This is a genomic window from Nonomuraea sp. NPDC049269 (assembly GCF_043197155.1).
In the GTDB taxonomy this organism is placed as follows: domain Bacteria; phylum Actinomycetota; class Actinomycetes; order Streptosporangiales; family Streptosporangiaceae; genus Nonomuraea.
In genome coordinates, this window is record NZ_JBICSO010000011.1 from 504,492 (window position 1) to 520,087 (window position 15,596).

The window sequence follows — 15,596 nt, forward strand, 5'->3', positions numbered from 1 at the left end:
TCATCCCCTTGCCGCGCAAGTCGCGGTTAGGCTTCGGCGGTGATGTTTCCTCCGAAGCTGAACGCGGGCGACGTCGTACGAGTGGTGGCGCCGTCCAGGTCCCGCGCGATGGTGATGGAGCACGACCACACCGACATCATCAGGTCTCGGTTCGCCGAGCTGGGCCTGACGCTCTCGTACGGCAGCCATGTCGATGAGCGAGACGCGTTCGACTCCTCCAGCATCGCCTCCCGGGTCACCGATCTGCACGAGGCCTTCGCGGACCCGTCGGTGGCCGCGATCCTGACGGTCATCGGCGGCTACAACTGCAACGAGCTCCTGCCGTTCCTGGACTGGGAGCTGATCCGGGCCAATCCGAAGATCTTGTGCGGATACTCCGACATCACCGCCCTGCAGAACGCCATCCTCGCCCGGACCGGGCTGGTCACCTACTCCGGTCCCCACTGGTCGACGTTCGGGATGCGCGACCATTTCGAGCAGACCCTGTGCTGGTTCACCTCGGTGATGTTCGATACCGCTCCGATCAGCCTGGCCCCGGCGGCGCACTGGAGCGACGATCTCTGGTTCCTCGACCAGGACGAACGCGACCTGACCCCCAACGACGGATGGTGGCCGATCCGGCCCGGCACCGCTGAGGGACGCATCGTCGGCGGCAACCTCTGCACGCTGAACCTGCTGCAGGGCACCGCCTCGATGCCATCCCTCGATGGGGCGCTCCTGATCCTGGAGGACGACCTCGAGTCGCACCCGGCGACCTTCGCCCGCGACCTGACCTCACTGCTGCAGCTGCCAGACGCTCCGGGAGTCCGCGGGCTGGCGATCGGCCGGTTCCAGCAGGCCAGTCGCATGACCCGTCCACTGCTTGAACAGATCATCGACGCCCAACCGGCATTGACCGGCGTCCCAGTCCTGGCCAACGTCGACGTCGGCCACACCTACCCGTTGGCCACCTTCCCGATCGGCGGCCAAGGCCGGCTCACCATCACCGACACTGAGACAAGCCTGACGCTGCTCCACCACTGACCCATCGCACTCCCGCCGGCGAGGCGTTCCGCGATCGCCCGCAGGACACCGTCACGAGAGTGCGGGATGCCGCACAGGCTGTCAGGGCCGCCGCAGCCGGGCGCGATGACGCCCACCACGAGCGGACCCGGCACGAAGCGGCGCGGTACGCGCGTGAACACGGCCGGCTGTAAGCAGTCATCCACCGTTCGCTTGGCGTGCGACCTGCGAGGTGACGCGCTCGATCGCCTGGACGGCGACGTCGGGCTGGTCGACGTAGATGTAGTGCCCGCTGTTCGCGGCGGTGCTCAGCTTGCCGCTGCTGGAAAGCGCGAGCCACTCGCGCTGGCCCGCGGACCACGCCTGCTCCAGGCGCGGCCCGTACGTGGGGAGGGCCGCGAGGTACTGCTTGCCGTGCTTGATCACCTCCACCGGGGTGTTTCCGGCTGAACTGACTTTCCCGTCGGTGATGGCGAGCTGCTCCGGGTTCTTTCCGTGGAATATCGCGAGGTTCTGGGCGCGCACCGCGGCCGCCGGGCCTTTGGCGGACGCGGGGATCGCCTTGCTGATGTCGGCGACCATGGTCGGTGGGGTGGCGTCCATCAGGACCAGCCCCTTGACCCTGTCCTGGTGGTCGGGGGCGTACCTGGCGGCGATCAGGCCGCCCAGCGAGTGCCCAGCCAGGACTACCGGGCTGTCGCCGGCGATCTGGCCGAGCACTCCGGTCAGGATCTTGCCGGTACTGGCGAAGTCCTGCGGGCCGTCCGGCTGGTCACTCTTGCCCGCGCCGAGCCGGTCGTAGGAACAGACCCGGTTCTTCGTGCTCAGCGTCTTCTGGAGGGCGGCCATCTTGTCCAGCCCGTCACCGCCGCCGTGCATCAGGACGATGACCGGCTTGCCCTTCGCCGGGTCGCCCGAACAGGACACGTTCACCGACCTGCCCGCGACATTGATCTTCTTGGTTCCGGTGATCAGGCCGGCATCGGCTTTGCGCGTTGTGGGGGCGAACGGGTCCCAGTTCTCTACCGAGTCGCTGTCGCAGCCGGCGAGCCCCGCACCGACCACGGTGCAGCACAGCGCGGCCAGAGCGGATGCCTTGATTTTGCGGAGCAAGATGTCCATGTAGTAACGCTATGGAATCGACTGGTTAGGAATCGTCACCGCACGGTGGACATTCGCCTGTAGCTCGCACGGGGGACAAGTACGCCGCGACCGGGCTGGCACGATCAAGGACGGGAGCGCTAACGCCAGTTGTGTGGTGCGCGTTTGAGGGTATAGGCCGCCTCCGGTAGGTCGTCCCGGACGCGGATCATCCAGCGGGCGAGATCGGTGGCACATAGCTCACCGACGTCTTCCAGGAACAGAACGGCATCTATCGCTTCGACCGTACGAGCAAGCTGGACGTCTCGCGGATCCGCGAGGCCCAGTCGCGTCCGGCCGCCATCGAGCGGGCCCGGCCCGGATCGGCGGCCGAGTGAAGCGGCGAAGGTCCGCCCGTCTCGAAGGCCGCAGCGACTCCGGCTGAGAGGGGCAAGGCGGACGGGGCCGCGGCGATGGTGATCGCCCCGGCCTCATCCGTCGACATCATTGCCGGTGGTGTTCGCCTCCTACGCACTCACCGCGCGAGCGGGTGAGGCAGCCATTTCCTCACCTCGCGTCACCGTTCCCGTTACCGTTACCGTTACCGTTACCGTTCGAGGCGGACACCAGACCGGCGATGAAGTCGGAGACCGCGGCGACGGTCGGTTGCCGCCACAGCAGGGTCGTCGGCAGCGAGCAGCGGAACCGTTTCTCCAGCCGCCGCCGGACGACCACCGTCAGCACCGAGTCCAGCCCCTGCTCGACCAGCGGCCGGTGCGGCGACAGGTCGGCGGGGGCCAGCCGCATCTCCTGGGCGATCTGCGCGCTGACCTCCTCGAGCAGGAACGCCCGCAGTTCCTCGGGCCCCAGGGCAGCGATCGATTCGGCGGGCCGTACGCCCTCGGCGCCGTTCTCCGCGGGGGCCGGCACGTCGATCACCGGGTACCGCAGTCCCGACAGCCAGCCGACCACGGCGCCGGCGTCGTCGGTCACCCGAACCTGCACCGTGTCGGCGTGTTCGGGGTCGAGCCACACCTCGATGTCCACCGTGTCCGGTGGCTCTCCGATCGTGACCAGCCGGTCGACGTGCGTCACCATGCGGAGCAGCGGGTCACCGGGGAACGCGCTCGGCGCCACCGACATCGCCGCGTCCAGCACGGGTGCCCAGGTGACAGCCGGCCCGCACCGTACCCGGGCGCGCAGTGCGCCGTGGCCGAGCAGCAGTTCCTTGACCGTCCAGTCGAACCCGGTTTCGGGTACACCGACGGCGGCGAGCCGCTGCATGACCAGGTCCGGCTCCGCCGACGTGAGCGGCAGCGCCGGGGAAGACGGCGCCTCGCCCGGTTCGGCGAGCGCCGTGGCGGTGGCGATCATTTGCCAGGCGGCGTCCGCCTCGCCCGCGGGACGGGCGGCCAGCCGCAGCCCGGTTCCCTGCCGTACGACCTGGACCTCGCGGCGGTCGGCGGTCAGCAGCGGCGCCGACATCGTCACCTCGCCGAGCACCTGACCTCCGGCGGCGGCGAAGAAGGTCGCCGCGAGCACCGCGGCCGGTACGATCTCCACGCCCTCGATGGCATGGCTGCCGGGATAAGGCCGGGTCTGGTCGTCCACGCCGGTCCGCCAGAGCCGTACGTCGGTGCCCGCCAGATCGAGACCGTCGCCGAGCAGCGTGTGCGTGTCGGGATCGTGGCCGCGACCGGCGGTGTCCGGGGCGGACGGCGTACGCCAGTGCCTGCGGTGCTGCCAGGGGTATGAGGGGAGCACGACCGGGCCGCCGGTCGGCTGCAGCCGATGCCAGTCCACCTCGACGCCGGCGCAGTGCGCGGCGGCCACACTGGTCAGCAGGGCGGCCCTCGTGGGACGGTTCCGCCGCAACGACGCGCCGACGAAGATCTCCTCGTGCCCGCCCATGCTCAGCGTCTCCAGCACCGAGTGGGTGACCACCGGGTGCGGGGAGAGCTCGACGAACGCTCGGTATCCGTCGGCCGCGGCCGCCGCGATCGCGTCGGCCAGGCGTACCGGCCGGCGCAGGTTGATCGCCCAGTACGCGCCGTCGAAGCCGGGGCTCGCCCGTGGGTCGTCCAGCGCCGTCGAGTAGACGCGGACGTCGGGGACACCGACCTTGAGGTCGGCCGTGGCGGCGGTCAGGTCAGCCAGGAGCGGATCCATCTGCGGCCCGTGGAACGCCACGTCCGAGGCGACCCGGCGGGCCGGGATGCCCTCCTCGATCCAGCCGGTCAGTACGTCGGCCACGGCGTCCGGATGGCCGGAGACGACCGTCGAGCCGGGTGACGACGCGATCGCGGCGACCACGTCGGTACGGTCCCCCAGCAGCCGCGCCGCCTCGGCGAACGGCAGCTGCACCATGGCCATCGCACCGTGGCCGGCGACCCGCCGCAGCAGCCGGGACCTGCGGCAGATCAACCGGGCGCCGTCCAGACGGCTCAACGCCCCGGCCGTCACGGCGGCGGCGATCTCGCCGACCGAATGGCCGATGACCGCGTGCGGACGGACCCCGTACGCACGCCACAGCTCGACGAGACCGAGCTGCATCGCGAAGATCATGGTCTGGATCCGGTCCACCTCGGTCAGCTCATCCTCGCTGAGCACCTCCCGGGGCGAGAAGCCGATCTCGGCGGCGAACACCGGCTCCAGCTCGTCGATCACCGCGGCGAACGCCGGCTCCGTCGCCAGCAGCTCCCGGCCCATGCCGGCCCACTGCGAGCCATGTCCGGAGAACACGAACACCGGGCCGGGACCGGGATCGACGAGCACCCGCCCGGTGGTCACCGCGTCGTGCGGGGCGCCGGTCGACAGGGCGCGCAACCGGTCGGCCAGCGCGGCCGGGTTCTCCGCCGCGACCACCGCCCGGTGCGGCAGGTGGGCTCGGCGCAGCGCGAGCGTGTGCCCGGCATCGGCCGCGGACAGACCGCCGACGACGCCGGCGAGGTTCCCGGCGGCCTGCCGCAACGCCGCCCGCGACGCGGCGGACACCGGATACAGCCGACGCGCGGTCCCCTCGACGGACGCCGGATGCGGCTGGCCCGCGGTTCCCTCGCCGGACACCGGATACAACCGGCCCGCCGTTTCCTCGGTGGACGCCGGATGCGGCTGGCCCGCGGTCCCCTCGCCGGACACCGGATACAGCCGGTCCGCGCTCCTGTCGGCCAGTGGCGCCTGTTCGAGGACGACGTGGGCGACGGTGCCGCCGTAGCCGAAGGCGGAGACCGCGGCCCGGCGCGGATGCGTGGAGGCCGGCCACGGCGTCGGCGCGTCGACCACCCGCAGCCCGGCGCCCTTCCAGTCGATGGCCGGAGTGGGCGTGTCGAGCCGGCTCGGCGGGAGCTCACCGCGTTCGAGCGCCAGCACGGCCTTGACCAGCCCGGCGATGCCGGCGGCACCTTCGAGGTGACCGATGTTGGACTTGGCCGACCCGATCAGGCACGGCTCCTCCGCCGGCCGATCCGCGCCGTACACGGCGCCCAGCGCGCCGGCTTCGAGGGGGTCGCCGACCGCGGTGCCGGTGCCGTGCGCCTCGACGTAACCGACCGTGCCCGGCTCGACGCCCGCCTGCCGCAGCGCGCGCCGCATGACGTGCTCCTGCGCCTGTCCGCACGGCGCCATGATGCCCGCGGTGCGGCCGTCCTGGTTGACCGCGCTGCCGCGGATGGTGGCGAGGATCCGGTCCCCATCCCGTACGGCGTCGGCGAGCCGCTTGAGCACCACGACCGCCGCGCCCTCGCCCCGCCCGTACCCGTCGGCGGCGGCGTCGAACGACTTGCTCCGCCCGTCCGGTGCCAGCGTGCCCGCGGCGTCCAGGGTCAGCGTCTCGCCGGGAGACAGGATGAGGTTGACCCCACCGGCCAGCGCCACGTCGGTCTCGCCGGTGCGCAGGGCCTGCACGGCCAGGTGGACGGCGACCAGCGACGCCGAGCACGCCGTGTCCACCGCCAGGCTCGGGCCGCGCAGGTCGAGCGCGTACGACACCCGGTTGGCGACCGCGCAGGCGGCGGCGCCGATCCCGGTCCACGCCTCGATGTCAGGCAGGTCTTCCAGCAGGCGATGCCCGTAGTCGCCGGTGCAGACGCCCACGTACACGCCCGCGTCCGTGCCGGCCAGCGCGTCCGGCGACACCCCGGCGTGCTCCAGCGCCTCCCACGCGGTCTCCATCACGAGGCGCTGCTGCGGGTCCATCAGCTCCGCCTCGCGCGGCGAGAGCCCGAAGAACTCCGCGTCGAAGTCGGCCGCCCCGTCCAGGAAGCTCCCGTACGAGAGGGTGCGGCGTAGCGCCGCCGCGTACGACGGGCCGCGATCGGCGTAGTCGCTCCAGCGGTCGGCGGGTGCCGGTCCGCTGGCGTCGCGGCCCTCGCATAACAGGTTCCAGTACTCGTCCGCCGAGCCGACGCCGCCAGGCAGACGGCAGCCGATCCCGATCAGCGCGATCATCTCGACCGGTCGATCCATCACAAATCTCCTCCCCGCATCCGCGCCCACATGGGCGACTCGAGAATCTCCACCACGGCGGCCGAGATGGTCACGCCGGGTCCGAAGCCGAACATCAGCAGGTGGTCGCCGGGTCCCAGAGCATCGCCGCGAATCAGGTGCTCCAGCGCGAGGATCTGGTCACTGGCCCCGCAATGGCCGATCGTCCGGCCGAAATCCCAGACCGACCGGGACGCCGGAATGCCCAGCCGGTGCTCGCAGATCTGGTCGGCGATCTCCTGGGAGGTGTTCATGCACGCCACCCGGGTCACGTCATCGGCCTTGATCCCGGCCTCCGACAGGGCTTGGTCGATCACGTCGACCATCCGCTCGTCCAGCGTCACCAGCACCTTGGTCCCGTCGCCTTCGACCACCGCGCGCCGCCGGAACACGTCGTTGTGCGCCGCGAAGTCCACCGTGCGACCCTCGGTGACGCCGGGCGGGAACAACGGCTCGGCGCAGCGGTGCATCTCCTCGGCCTGCGACACCGACATCGTGCACACCGACGCCAGCCGGGCGAACCCCGGTTCGGTGTCGAGCACGAGGGCGCTGCCCGCGTCACCGGCGACGGCCCCGGGCAGCATCCGCCACCGGTCGACGAGCGGGGTGCCGTAGTTGTCGGCGGCGACCAGCAGCGCCGCCTGGCGGCCGGGCGCGCGCAGGTAGCTCGCGGCCAGCTCCAGCGCGGTGAACATGCCGTTGCAGCCCTGCTTGAGCTGAGTCGACAGGACACCGTCGCCGACCAGATGGCGTTGCACGTACGCCTGCGGTGGCCAGCCCTCCGGACCCTGATGCCAGGTCGAGACGTACAGCAGCAGGTCCAGATCGGTGGGGGAGCGCCCGCTGCGGGCCACGGCGCTCCGCGCCGCGCGCAACGCCATCTCCGGCGGCGGGATGTCACCGGCCACCGCGACCGCGGCGAGCCGGTGCAGCTCGACCTCCTCGGCGGTGTACCAGCCCGCCGCCACGGCATGCTCCACGCTCACCGTGGCGGGCAGGTACGACCCGACTCCGCTGATGTACATGTCCGCCGTCTCCATGCCGCCTCCACAGTCGATCGTCGATGCGCAACGCGCGCTCAGCCGGGCCCGTCGGAGGCGTACTCCTGGGGGAGGTCGAGGATCCGCAGCACGGCGCAGGCCATGGTGGTGCCGGCGCCCAGCCCGATGAGCAGCACGTAGTCCCCGCGGGCGAGCGCCCCGTCGGCCAGCAGGTGGTCGAGGGCGACGAACTGGTCGCTGACCCCGAGGTGGCCGATGCCGGCGCCGTACTCCCAGGTGGTGTCGGCCAACGTCAGCCCGAACCAGTTCACCCCCCGGTGCTCCAGGTCGTCCCAGCGCCCGTGGGGGAAGGCGACGCGGGCCACCTCGTCGAGGGTGATCCCCGCCTCTTTGAGCGTGCGGTCGACCAGCTCCATCAGCGTCGTCTGGATCGCCAGCATGATCTCGGATCCGTCGCGGTCGAAGAGCCGCTTGCGGAACTCACGGTTGCGGGCGGCGAAGTCGAGCGGCCGGCCCACGGTGGCGTCCGGCGGGAACATCGGCACGCCGCCGTCGTTGACCGACTCGGCCTCCGGCAGCACGACCACGTTGACCGACAGCACCTGCGCGAAGCCCGTGTCCGTGGTGAGCAGCAGCGCGCACCCGGCGTCGCCCATGACGTTGCCCTCGATCATGCGCCACCGGTCGACCAGCGGAGTGCCGTGGTTGTCGGCGCCGACCAGCAGCGCGGTGCCGCCCGGCCGCAGATAGCCGGCGGCGAGCTGCAGCGCGCTGAACAGCCCGCAGCACCCGTGCCGCACCTCGATCCCCAGGACGTCGCCGCCGACCAGGTGCTGCTGCAGGTAATACTGCGGCTGCCAGCCCTCCGGCCCCTGATGCCAGACGTCGGCGTACAGCATGAGATCCAGCTCGCGCGGCGACATCCCGCCCGAGCGCTCGAACGCGTGCCGGGCCGCACGGAGCGCGAGCTCCGGAGCCGGTACGTCGCCCGCTATCGCCGCACCGCCGAGGCGAAAATACTCCATCTCGTCGGCCGGATAGCGGCCTTCGGCGACGGCCGTCTCGATGCTGACCACCGGCGGCAGATGGACGCCGATACTGCGCAGGTATATGTCAGATGTGCGCATCCGTCCTCCTTGCTGAAGCAGCGCGGCGCGGGGCGTGGGGGAACGAGAGGTCGTCGGATCTCACTGGCTGTCAGCCATCGTGGGGTTCTCCGCCCCGTCGCGGAGCAGCAGCATCGGATCGCTCAGCTCGTACAGGCCGCACATGGGCGGGCAGGCTTCGTAGCCGAGCAGCCGCTGGATGTCCTCGGGGTAGCCGCGGACCGTGTCCAGTGGCAGGGACAGGTAATGGTTCTCCTCCTGGCGGAGGTTGCCGAGGTCGTAGGCGTACGACAGGCCGGTGCGCGGCGCGTCGGAGGCATTGACACCGGCGCCGTGGTACGTGCTGCCGAGCCACAGCAGCGCGGAACCGGCCCGCATCTCAGCGGGGATCGCCTCGTCATCGCGGGGCGCCCGCTCGTCGTCCCACAGGTGGCTGCCCGGGATCAGGCGGGTGGCGCCGTTGCGCGCGGTGAACTCGCTCGCGGCGATCATGATCTGCACCCGGCTCTCCGGACCCGGGTGGCTACGGAGGTGGGCCGTGTCGTCCCGGTGCAGTCCCTGGATCGGCACGCCGGGCCGGATCTGGATCGCCCGCGAGATGCCGAGCTGGATCGTCGGGACCAGCTCCACCCGCTGCTCGCCGAGCCAGGCCCGCACCGGGCGCTGCAGGAAGTGCCGCGCACTGCCCAGGAAGTGCGGCTGCCGCATGATCGTGATCGAGTGCTCGCTCCGGCGTATCAGCCCGGGCAGGATCCGGGTCTTCACCCCGACCAGCCGCCCGTCGCCGTCCTCCTGGCGTTCCAGGTCCGGGCCCAGGTCGTCCCACAGGCCGCGGAGCGTACCGGCGTCGATGAAGTCCTCGATGATCACTGTGCCGTCACGCTCGACCACCTCGATCGCCTCGTCGACCGGGGCCGACGCGGGCAGGGTGGTCAGCTTGCGATCACTCATTCCGGCCTCCGAAGGCGGTCAGGCGGTCCGGGCGGGCCGAACCATCGGGTGAGGGCGGCCCGCAGCGACGCCGGGTCGGCGGGCGTGCTCCAGGCGACGAAGCCGTCCGGCCGGATCAGCAGGGCGTCCGCCGGGGCCTCGGCGCATTCGGCCGTGACCACGTCGACCCGGTCGGCCCAGGGTTCGGCGAGCGCGCGCAGCTCGGGATCGGCGGCCAGGTCGAGCAGCAGCGGCCGCCCGGTGCGTTGCAGCTCCGCGACCCGTACGGTGCCGCCGGCGCACCGTAGCCGCAGGTCCGGGCTGTAGCGCCCGACCAGCGGACCGGTCAGCGACGGGTCGCCCATGTCGTAGCTGATGTGCAGGTCGTCGATCAGGGCGGTGAGCTGCCGGTTCGCCTCGTCGCGAAGCAGCAGCTCCGTGAGCAGCCGGCGCAACGCGTCGACGTGCTGTCCGGGCCGCATCAGCGCGATCGAGGCCCGCTGGACCTCCAGCGTCTGCTCGCCGATCGGGTGCCGCTCGGAGGTGTAGGTGTCGAGCAGTTCTTCGCCGCACCAACCGCGCGCGACCGCGGCGAGCTTCCAGCCGACGTTGAGGGCGTCTCCCATGCCGAGCCGCAGCCCCGGGCCGCTCCAATGCGAGTGGACGTGCGCCGCGTCGCCGACGAGCAGCACCCGTCCGCTGCGGTACGTCTCGGCCTGCCGCGCGTTGTCGGTGAACCGGGTGATCTTCTTGACCTCGGTGACCGTCACCTTGGTGCCGCTGAGCCGGCGCAGTGCCTCCTGGAACTCCTCCAGCGTGATGGCCGCGTCCCGGTTCGCCGGTGCGCCGTCGAACTCCAACGTGATGAACCGGGCCGGCCCCTCCTCGTACACGAGGAGCCCGCCGTCCTTGCGGAACCAGCCGGGGAGATGGAATTCGGGGTCGTCGATCTCGGCGAAGGCACGGTATCCGGTCGTGATGCCGTCCGTTCCGGGAAAGCCGATGCCGGACAGCTTCCGGATCAGGCTCCGGCCGCCGTCGCAGCCGGCCAGCCATTCCGCCTCCATTTCGTACGGCCCGTCCGGACCGTCGACCTCGAGACGCACGCGGTCGTCGTCCTGGCTGAAACCGATTACGGTATGGCCGCGCCGAACCTCGATGCCGAGCTCCGCCGCGCGCCGCGCCAGGTCCTCCTCCAGCAGTTGCTGGGGCACCAGCAGGTCGGGAGACTCCGGCCGGAGCAGGAACATGCTGGCGAAGTGCCGCGCGCCGGGGAACGCCTTGGGGAGCAGGCTGTCCGGCCGTTGCTCACCCGCGGCGATGCGTGCCTGCTGCTCGGCCGTCGGTGGCGTGGCAGGGGCCTCGGTGACGCCGAGCATGAGACCGCGACGGTCCATGATGTCGATCGCCCGTCCGGTGATGCCTTCCGCCTTCGGGCGCCACTCGATCGCGGGTAATCGTTCGAGCACCACCACCGGGACACCGTGGAGAGCCAACTCGCACGCGAGTATGAGCCCCACGGGACCCCCACCGACAACCGCGACCTGTGCCTCCGGGTACGCCATTAACACCTCTGCTGGGGAGAGAAATGCCTGCTGGAAAAGCTGTCGGGTTGCTGATCACAGACCGGCGATGTGTACGGCGGTCTCGCAACCTGAGTGTTGACAGATGTGTCCGGGGCGGTCAGCGCCGATGCTAATCGGATGATCCATATATGACTAGTGGTGTCATTTTTCGGACCAACCATGCATAATCTTCAACGCTGATGATCAACGGCGTGCCGGGTCGGGCTTCCTGCCCCGGATGCCCATGCGGGAGGCTGCGGATGAGCGCTGGCGCCCAGCCATTGGAGACCGACCGGCCCACCCCCTTCGACCCACCGATCGACCTGCGGAATCGACCACTGCTCAGTCGGCTCGCCTATCCCGACGGGCACCTCGGCTGGGTGGCGACCGGCTACACCGTCACCCGCGCCATCCTGGCGGATCCACGCTTCAGCACCCGGCGTGAGCTGCTGCACCAGCCGGTCGGCGGCGAGCGCGCGCACCAGCGGCCGACACCCGCGGAGCCGGGCATCTTCCCGCACATGGACCCGCCCGACCACACTCGGTACCGCCGCTTGCTGAGTCGTCACTTCGGTCCACGTCGAGTCACCGAGCTGACGCCCGCGATCCGGCGGTACACCGCGCAGGTGCTCGACGCGATGGCGGACGGTGGATCGCCCGCCGACCTCGTGACGTCGTTCGCCATGCCCGTTCCGGCGCTGGTCATCTGCGAGTTGCTCGGTGTCCCCGCACAGGACCGGCACGTGATCCAGGCGGCGACCGCGGTGATGAACAACCTGGACTCCACACCGGAACAGACCGCCGGTGCCGTGCTGTCGATCATCGAGACGGTACGCGGCCTCCTCGCGCGCCTGCGCGCCGAATCCGGTCCATCGGACGAGGGGCTGCTGGCGCACGCCATGGCGACCGGTGACCTGACCGACGACGAACTCACCAACCTCGGGATGGTGCTGCTGGCCACCGGCCATCTGCCCACGTCGAGCATGCTCGCGCTCGGGACGTTCGCGCTGCTGACCGACCCGGCCCAGCGGGCCCGTCTGACCGCGGACCCGGAACTCGCCGGACCGGCGGTCGAGGAGTTGCTGCGGTACCTGTCGATCCTCCAGTTCGACGTACGGCGCACCGCGCTGGCCGATGTCGAGATCGGTGGCCAGGTCATCGCGGCCGGCGAGACCGTGGTGCTGGCCCTGCCGGTCGCGAACCGGGACCTGGAACACTTCCCCGACCCGGACCGGCTGGACCTGGACCGGTCCGCGACCGGGCACCTGGCGTTCGGGCACGGCATCCACCAGTGTCTCGGGCAGCATCTCGCGCGGGCCGAGCTCCGTATCGCGCTGACCGCGCTCTTCGAGCGCTTCCCCGACCTGCGGCTGGCCGTTCCGGCGGCCGAGGTGCCGACCCGTGACCGCATGGCGGTGTACGGAGTGGACCGGCTGCCGGTCGCCTGGGGCCGTTCTAGCGGAAGGTAGCTTTGGATCATGCGTTACAGGACCTTGGGCGACTCGGGCCTCCGGGTGTCAGTGATCGGGCTGGGCTGCAACAACATCGGTTCGCGTATCGACGCGGCCCGCACCAGGGAGGTGGTGGACGCGGCGATCGAGGAGGGCGTGACGCTCTTCGACACCGCAGAGTCGTACGGCGCGGTGCCGGGCGCCTCCGAGGAGATACTCGGCGAGGTGCTGGCCGGCCGGCGGGACCAGGTGGTGCTGGCCACCAAGTTCGGCAGCCAGGGCAACCGCCCCGACTACGGGCAGGGCCAGGCACGCGGAACGCTGGGCGGCCGGTCGTACATCCGGCGCGCGGTGGAGGGGTCGCTGCGCCGCCTGCGTACCGACTACATCGACCTCTACCAGTACCACTTCCCCGACGGCGTCACCCCGATCGAGGAGACACTGGACGCGCTGACCGAGCTGGTGCGTGAGGGCAAGGTCCGATACATCGGCAGCTCCAACTTCGCCGGCTGGCAGATCGCCGAGGCCGCGCACGTGTCCCGCGAGCGAGGATGCGCGTCGTTCGTGTCGGCGCAGAACCACTGGTCGTTGCTGGAGCGCGGCGCGGAGCGCGAGGTGGTGCCGGCGGCCTCGCACTACAAGGTCGGCGTACTGCCGTACTTCCCGCTGGCCCACGGGCTGCTGACCGGGAAGGTACGACGCGGGCAGGAGCCGCCGGCCGGGACCCGGCTCGCGGCGCGTCCCCACCTGGTCACACCGGACAGGCTGGACCGGGTGGAGGTGCTGCGGACCTGGGCCGACAAGCACGACCGCTCCCTCCTGGACGTGGCCATCGGCGCGCTGGCCGCACTGCCCGGCTGCGGTTCGGTGATCGCCGGCGCGACCGGCCCGGAGCAGATCCGGGCCAACGCGGCGGCCGGCGACTGGGAACCGACCGCCGCCGAACTGGCCGAGATCACTGAGCTGATGCCGCTCTCCTGAACGGTGAGACCGCGCGGCGTCAGTGGATCACGCTGAGGGGATGCCCTGGCCGGGGGTGACGAGGCCGGACTCGTACGCCAGCGACACCGCCTGGGCACGGCTGCTGACGCCGAGTTTCGCCATGGCGCGGTTGAGGTGGGTTTTGACGGTGGCCTCGCTGACGCACAGGCGAGCGGCGATCTCGGCATTGGACAGGGCGTGCCCGACCAGTTTGAGCACCTCGCTCTCGCGGGCGGTGAGAGAGGCCAGCGCGGGGGAGGGCGAGGCGGCGGGCTGGTCGCTCTGGCGGGTGTAGGCCTCGATCAGGCGCCGGGTGACGCTGGGCGCGAAGAGCATGTCGCCGGAGGCGATGGTCTGGATGGCGGCGATGAGCCGTTCGGGCGGGGTGTCCTTGAGCAGGAAGCCCGACGCCCCGACGCGTAAGGCGTTGTAGACGTACTTGTCGAGGTCGAAGGTGGTCAGGATGAGCACCCTGGGCCGATGGTCGCTGTCCGCGGACAGGATGCGCTCGGTCGCCGTGACGCCGTTCATGCCCGGCATCCTGATGTCCATGAGGATCACGTCGGGACGGACGGCCGCTGCCAGGGCGATGGCCTCCTCACCACCGGCCGCCTCGCCGACGACGTCGAGATCGGGTACGGCACGAAGCAGCGCCGTCAGCCCGGCACGGACGAGAATCTGGTCGTCGACGACGATTACCTTGATCATGCGTTCGGTTCACCGTGTTGCAGAGGAGCGTCCGGTTTGATGGGCGACAGCGGCAGAGTGACCACGACCTCGAATCCGCCTGAAGACTTCGCTTGGGCTGTGACCGTTCCCTTGTAGAGCTTGACGCGTTCGCGCATGCCGATCAAGCCGTGACCGTCCTCCTTGGGGGCCGCCGCCACCCCGCGCCCGTCGTCGGTGACGCGCAGCTCCAGCGTGGTGCCGTGGTACGCGACCGTGACCCACGCCGTGGCCGGACCGGCGTGTTTGAGGACGTTGGTGAGGCACTCCTGGATGACCCGGTAGGTGCACAGGTCGATTCCGGGTGGCAGCGGGCGCGCCGGGCCGTTGATCTTCACGTGCACCGGCACGCCCGCCGAGCGCACCCGTTCCACCAGTGGTTCGAGCCGCTGCAGGCCGGGCGCCGGATCGTAGCCGTCGCTCTCGTCGTCGACGTCGATGCGCAGGACGGACAGCAGCCGTCTCATCTCGCCCATGGCCTCGCTGCCGGTGTCGGCGATGGTGGTCAGCGCGCCGCGCGCGGTCCCGGGGTCGGAATCGAAGACGTAGCGGGCGAGCCCCGCTTGGATGATGATGACCGACATGTGGTGGGCGACCACGTCGTGCAGTTCGCGGGCGATGCGCACCCGTTCCTCGGTGACGGCGCGGCGCGCGTTGTCGTCCTGCTCACGATGCAGTCGTTCGGTGAGATGGGCGAGCCGCCTGTTGCGCTCGACCAGCAGCCGGGTGCCGTTGCCGAACGTCCAGGCCACGGCCATCATGATGCTGCCCTGAAGGATGTTGAGACCGGTGAATTCGTGCGGGGCCAGGAATGCCGACTGCCACCAGGAGACGGCGACGGGCAGCACGCACGGGACGGACACGGCCGGCGGCAGCCGGCTGGCCACGGTGTAGAGCGACAGAAGGGTCGCCGCCAGGTTGATCCTGGTGTCGTAGCCGGCCGCGTGCAGGATGATCGCGGTGGCACAGCAGATCCCCAGCACGGTGAGCGGCGCACGCCGCCGCCAGGCCAGCGCGAGGTTGGCCGCCAGCGTCAGCCCGACGCCGCAGACGTCCAGGGGGCGCTGCGCGTAACCCTGATCGGCCGAGCTGCCGCCCATGGCGAATCCGAACGCCAGCGTGATGCCGGCGATGACGAGGCCGAACACCAGGTCGGTGAGGAAAGGGTTCGCCACGGCGAGCCGTCTGAGGGACGACAGCACCTTTGCCCGCATCAGCGCATGCTAACCGCGGCCATCAAGGATCCTCATCATCCGCAGGGTGCAGCTCCCC

General features: G+C 70.8%; 11 protein-coding genes. 3 read left to right on the plus strand and 8 right to left on the minus strand.

Going from position 1 to position 15,596, the window contains the following annotated elements:
• Positions 1 to 42: 42 nt before the first annotated feature.
• Positions 43 to 1,023: a S66 peptidase family protein gene (locus tag ACGFNP_RS51800; protein WP_393331184.1), complete on the plus strand. Its 981-nt coding sequence runs from the start codon at positions 43 to 45 to the stop codon at positions 1,021 to 1,023.
• A 177-nt stretch (positions 1,024 to 1,200) separates the two neighbouring features.
• On the opposite strand, the gene ACGFNP_RS51805 is transcribed toward ACGFNP_RS51800, so the two are convergent.
• From ACGFNP_RS51805 to ACGFNP_RS51830, 6 genes are all read right to left on the minus strand, one after another.
• Positions 1,201 to 2,124 (minus strand): alpha/beta hydrolase, encoded by a 924-nt coding sequence (locus ACGFNP_RS51805; RefSeq protein WP_358319551.1) that lies wholly within the window; start codon positions 2,122 to 2,124, stop codon positions 1,201 to 1,203.
• 525 nt (positions 2,125 to 2,649) lie between these two features.
• Entirely contained in the window at positions 2,650 to 6,546 is a 3,897-nt protein-coding gene (locus ACGFNP_RS51810) for a type I polyketide synthase (protein ID WP_393331000.1), read from the minus strand.
• Positions 6,546 to 7,604 (minus strand): ketoacyl-ACP synthase III family protein, encoded by a 1,059-nt coding sequence (locus ACGFNP_RS51815; protein ID WP_358319545.1) that lies wholly within the window; start codon positions 7,602 to 7,604, stop codon positions 6,546 to 6,548. The genes ACGFNP_RS51810 and ACGFNP_RS51815 overlap by 1 nt, the downstream gene beginning before the upstream one ends.
• A 38-nt stretch (positions 7,605 to 7,642) precedes the next feature.
• Positions 7,643 to 8,692 carry a ketoacyl-ACP synthase III family protein gene (locus ACGFNP_RS51820; RefSeq protein WP_393331003.1) on the minus strand — a complete coding sequence of 350 codons (1,050 nt, stop codon included), beginning with the start codon at positions 8,690 to 8,692 and terminating at the stop codon, positions 7,643 to 7,645.
• A 60-nt stretch (positions 8,693 to 8,752) separates the two neighbouring features.
• Positions 8,753 to 9,622 (minus strand): phytanoyl-CoA dioxygenase family protein, encoded by an 870-nt coding sequence (locus tag ACGFNP_RS51825; RefSeq protein WP_358319539.1) that lies wholly within the window; start codon positions 9,620 to 9,622, stop codon positions 8,753 to 8,755.
• Positions 9,619 to 11,166 carry an FAD-dependent monooxygenase gene (locus tag ACGFNP_RS51830; protein ID WP_393331007.1) on the minus strand — a complete coding sequence of 516 codons (1,548 nt, stop codon included), beginning with the start codon at positions 11,164 to 11,166 and terminating at the stop codon, positions 9,619 to 9,621. The genes ACGFNP_RS51825 and ACGFNP_RS51830 overlap by 4 nt, the downstream gene beginning before the upstream one ends.
• 260 nt (positions 11,167 to 11,426) lie before the next feature.
• On the opposite strand from ACGFNP_RS51830, the gene ACGFNP_RS51835 reads away from it, so the two are divergent.
• Both ACGFNP_RS51835 and ACGFNP_RS51840 read left to right on the plus strand, forming a co-directional pair.
• Complete coding sequence (locus ACGFNP_RS51835; RefSeq protein ID WP_393331010.1) at positions 11,427 to 12,635, plus strand: cytochrome P450; 1,209 nt, start codon at positions 11,427 to 11,429, stop codon at positions 12,633 to 12,635.
• A gap of 9 nt (positions 12,636 to 12,644) precedes the next feature.
• On the plus strand, positions 12,645 to 13,598 hold the full coding sequence (locus ACGFNP_RS51840; RefSeq protein ID WP_358319524.1) for an aldo/keto reductase: 954 nt from the start codon (positions 12,645 to 12,647) through the stop codon (positions 13,596 to 13,598).
• A 27-nt stretch (positions 13,599 to 13,625) separates the two neighbouring features.
• Here ACGFNP_RS51840 and ACGFNP_RS51845 read toward each other — a convergent pair whose 3' ends face one another.
• Both ACGFNP_RS51845 and ACGFNP_RS51850 read right to left on the minus strand, forming a co-directional pair.
• Positions 13,626 to 14,306 carry a response regulator gene (locus ACGFNP_RS51845; protein WP_393331013.1) on the minus strand — a complete coding sequence of 227 codons (681 nt, stop codon included), beginning with the start codon at positions 14,304 to 14,306 and terminating at the stop codon, positions 13,626 to 13,628.
• Positions 14,303 to 15,538, minus strand: coding sequence for a sensor histidine kinase (locus tag ACGFNP_RS51850; RefSeq protein ID WP_393331016.1), 1,236 nt, complete (start codon positions 15,536 to 15,538; stop codon positions 14,303 to 14,305). The genes ACGFNP_RS51845 and ACGFNP_RS51850 overlap by 4 nt, the downstream gene beginning before the upstream one ends.
• Between the last annotated feature and the right edge of the window lie 58 nt (positions 15,539 to 15,596).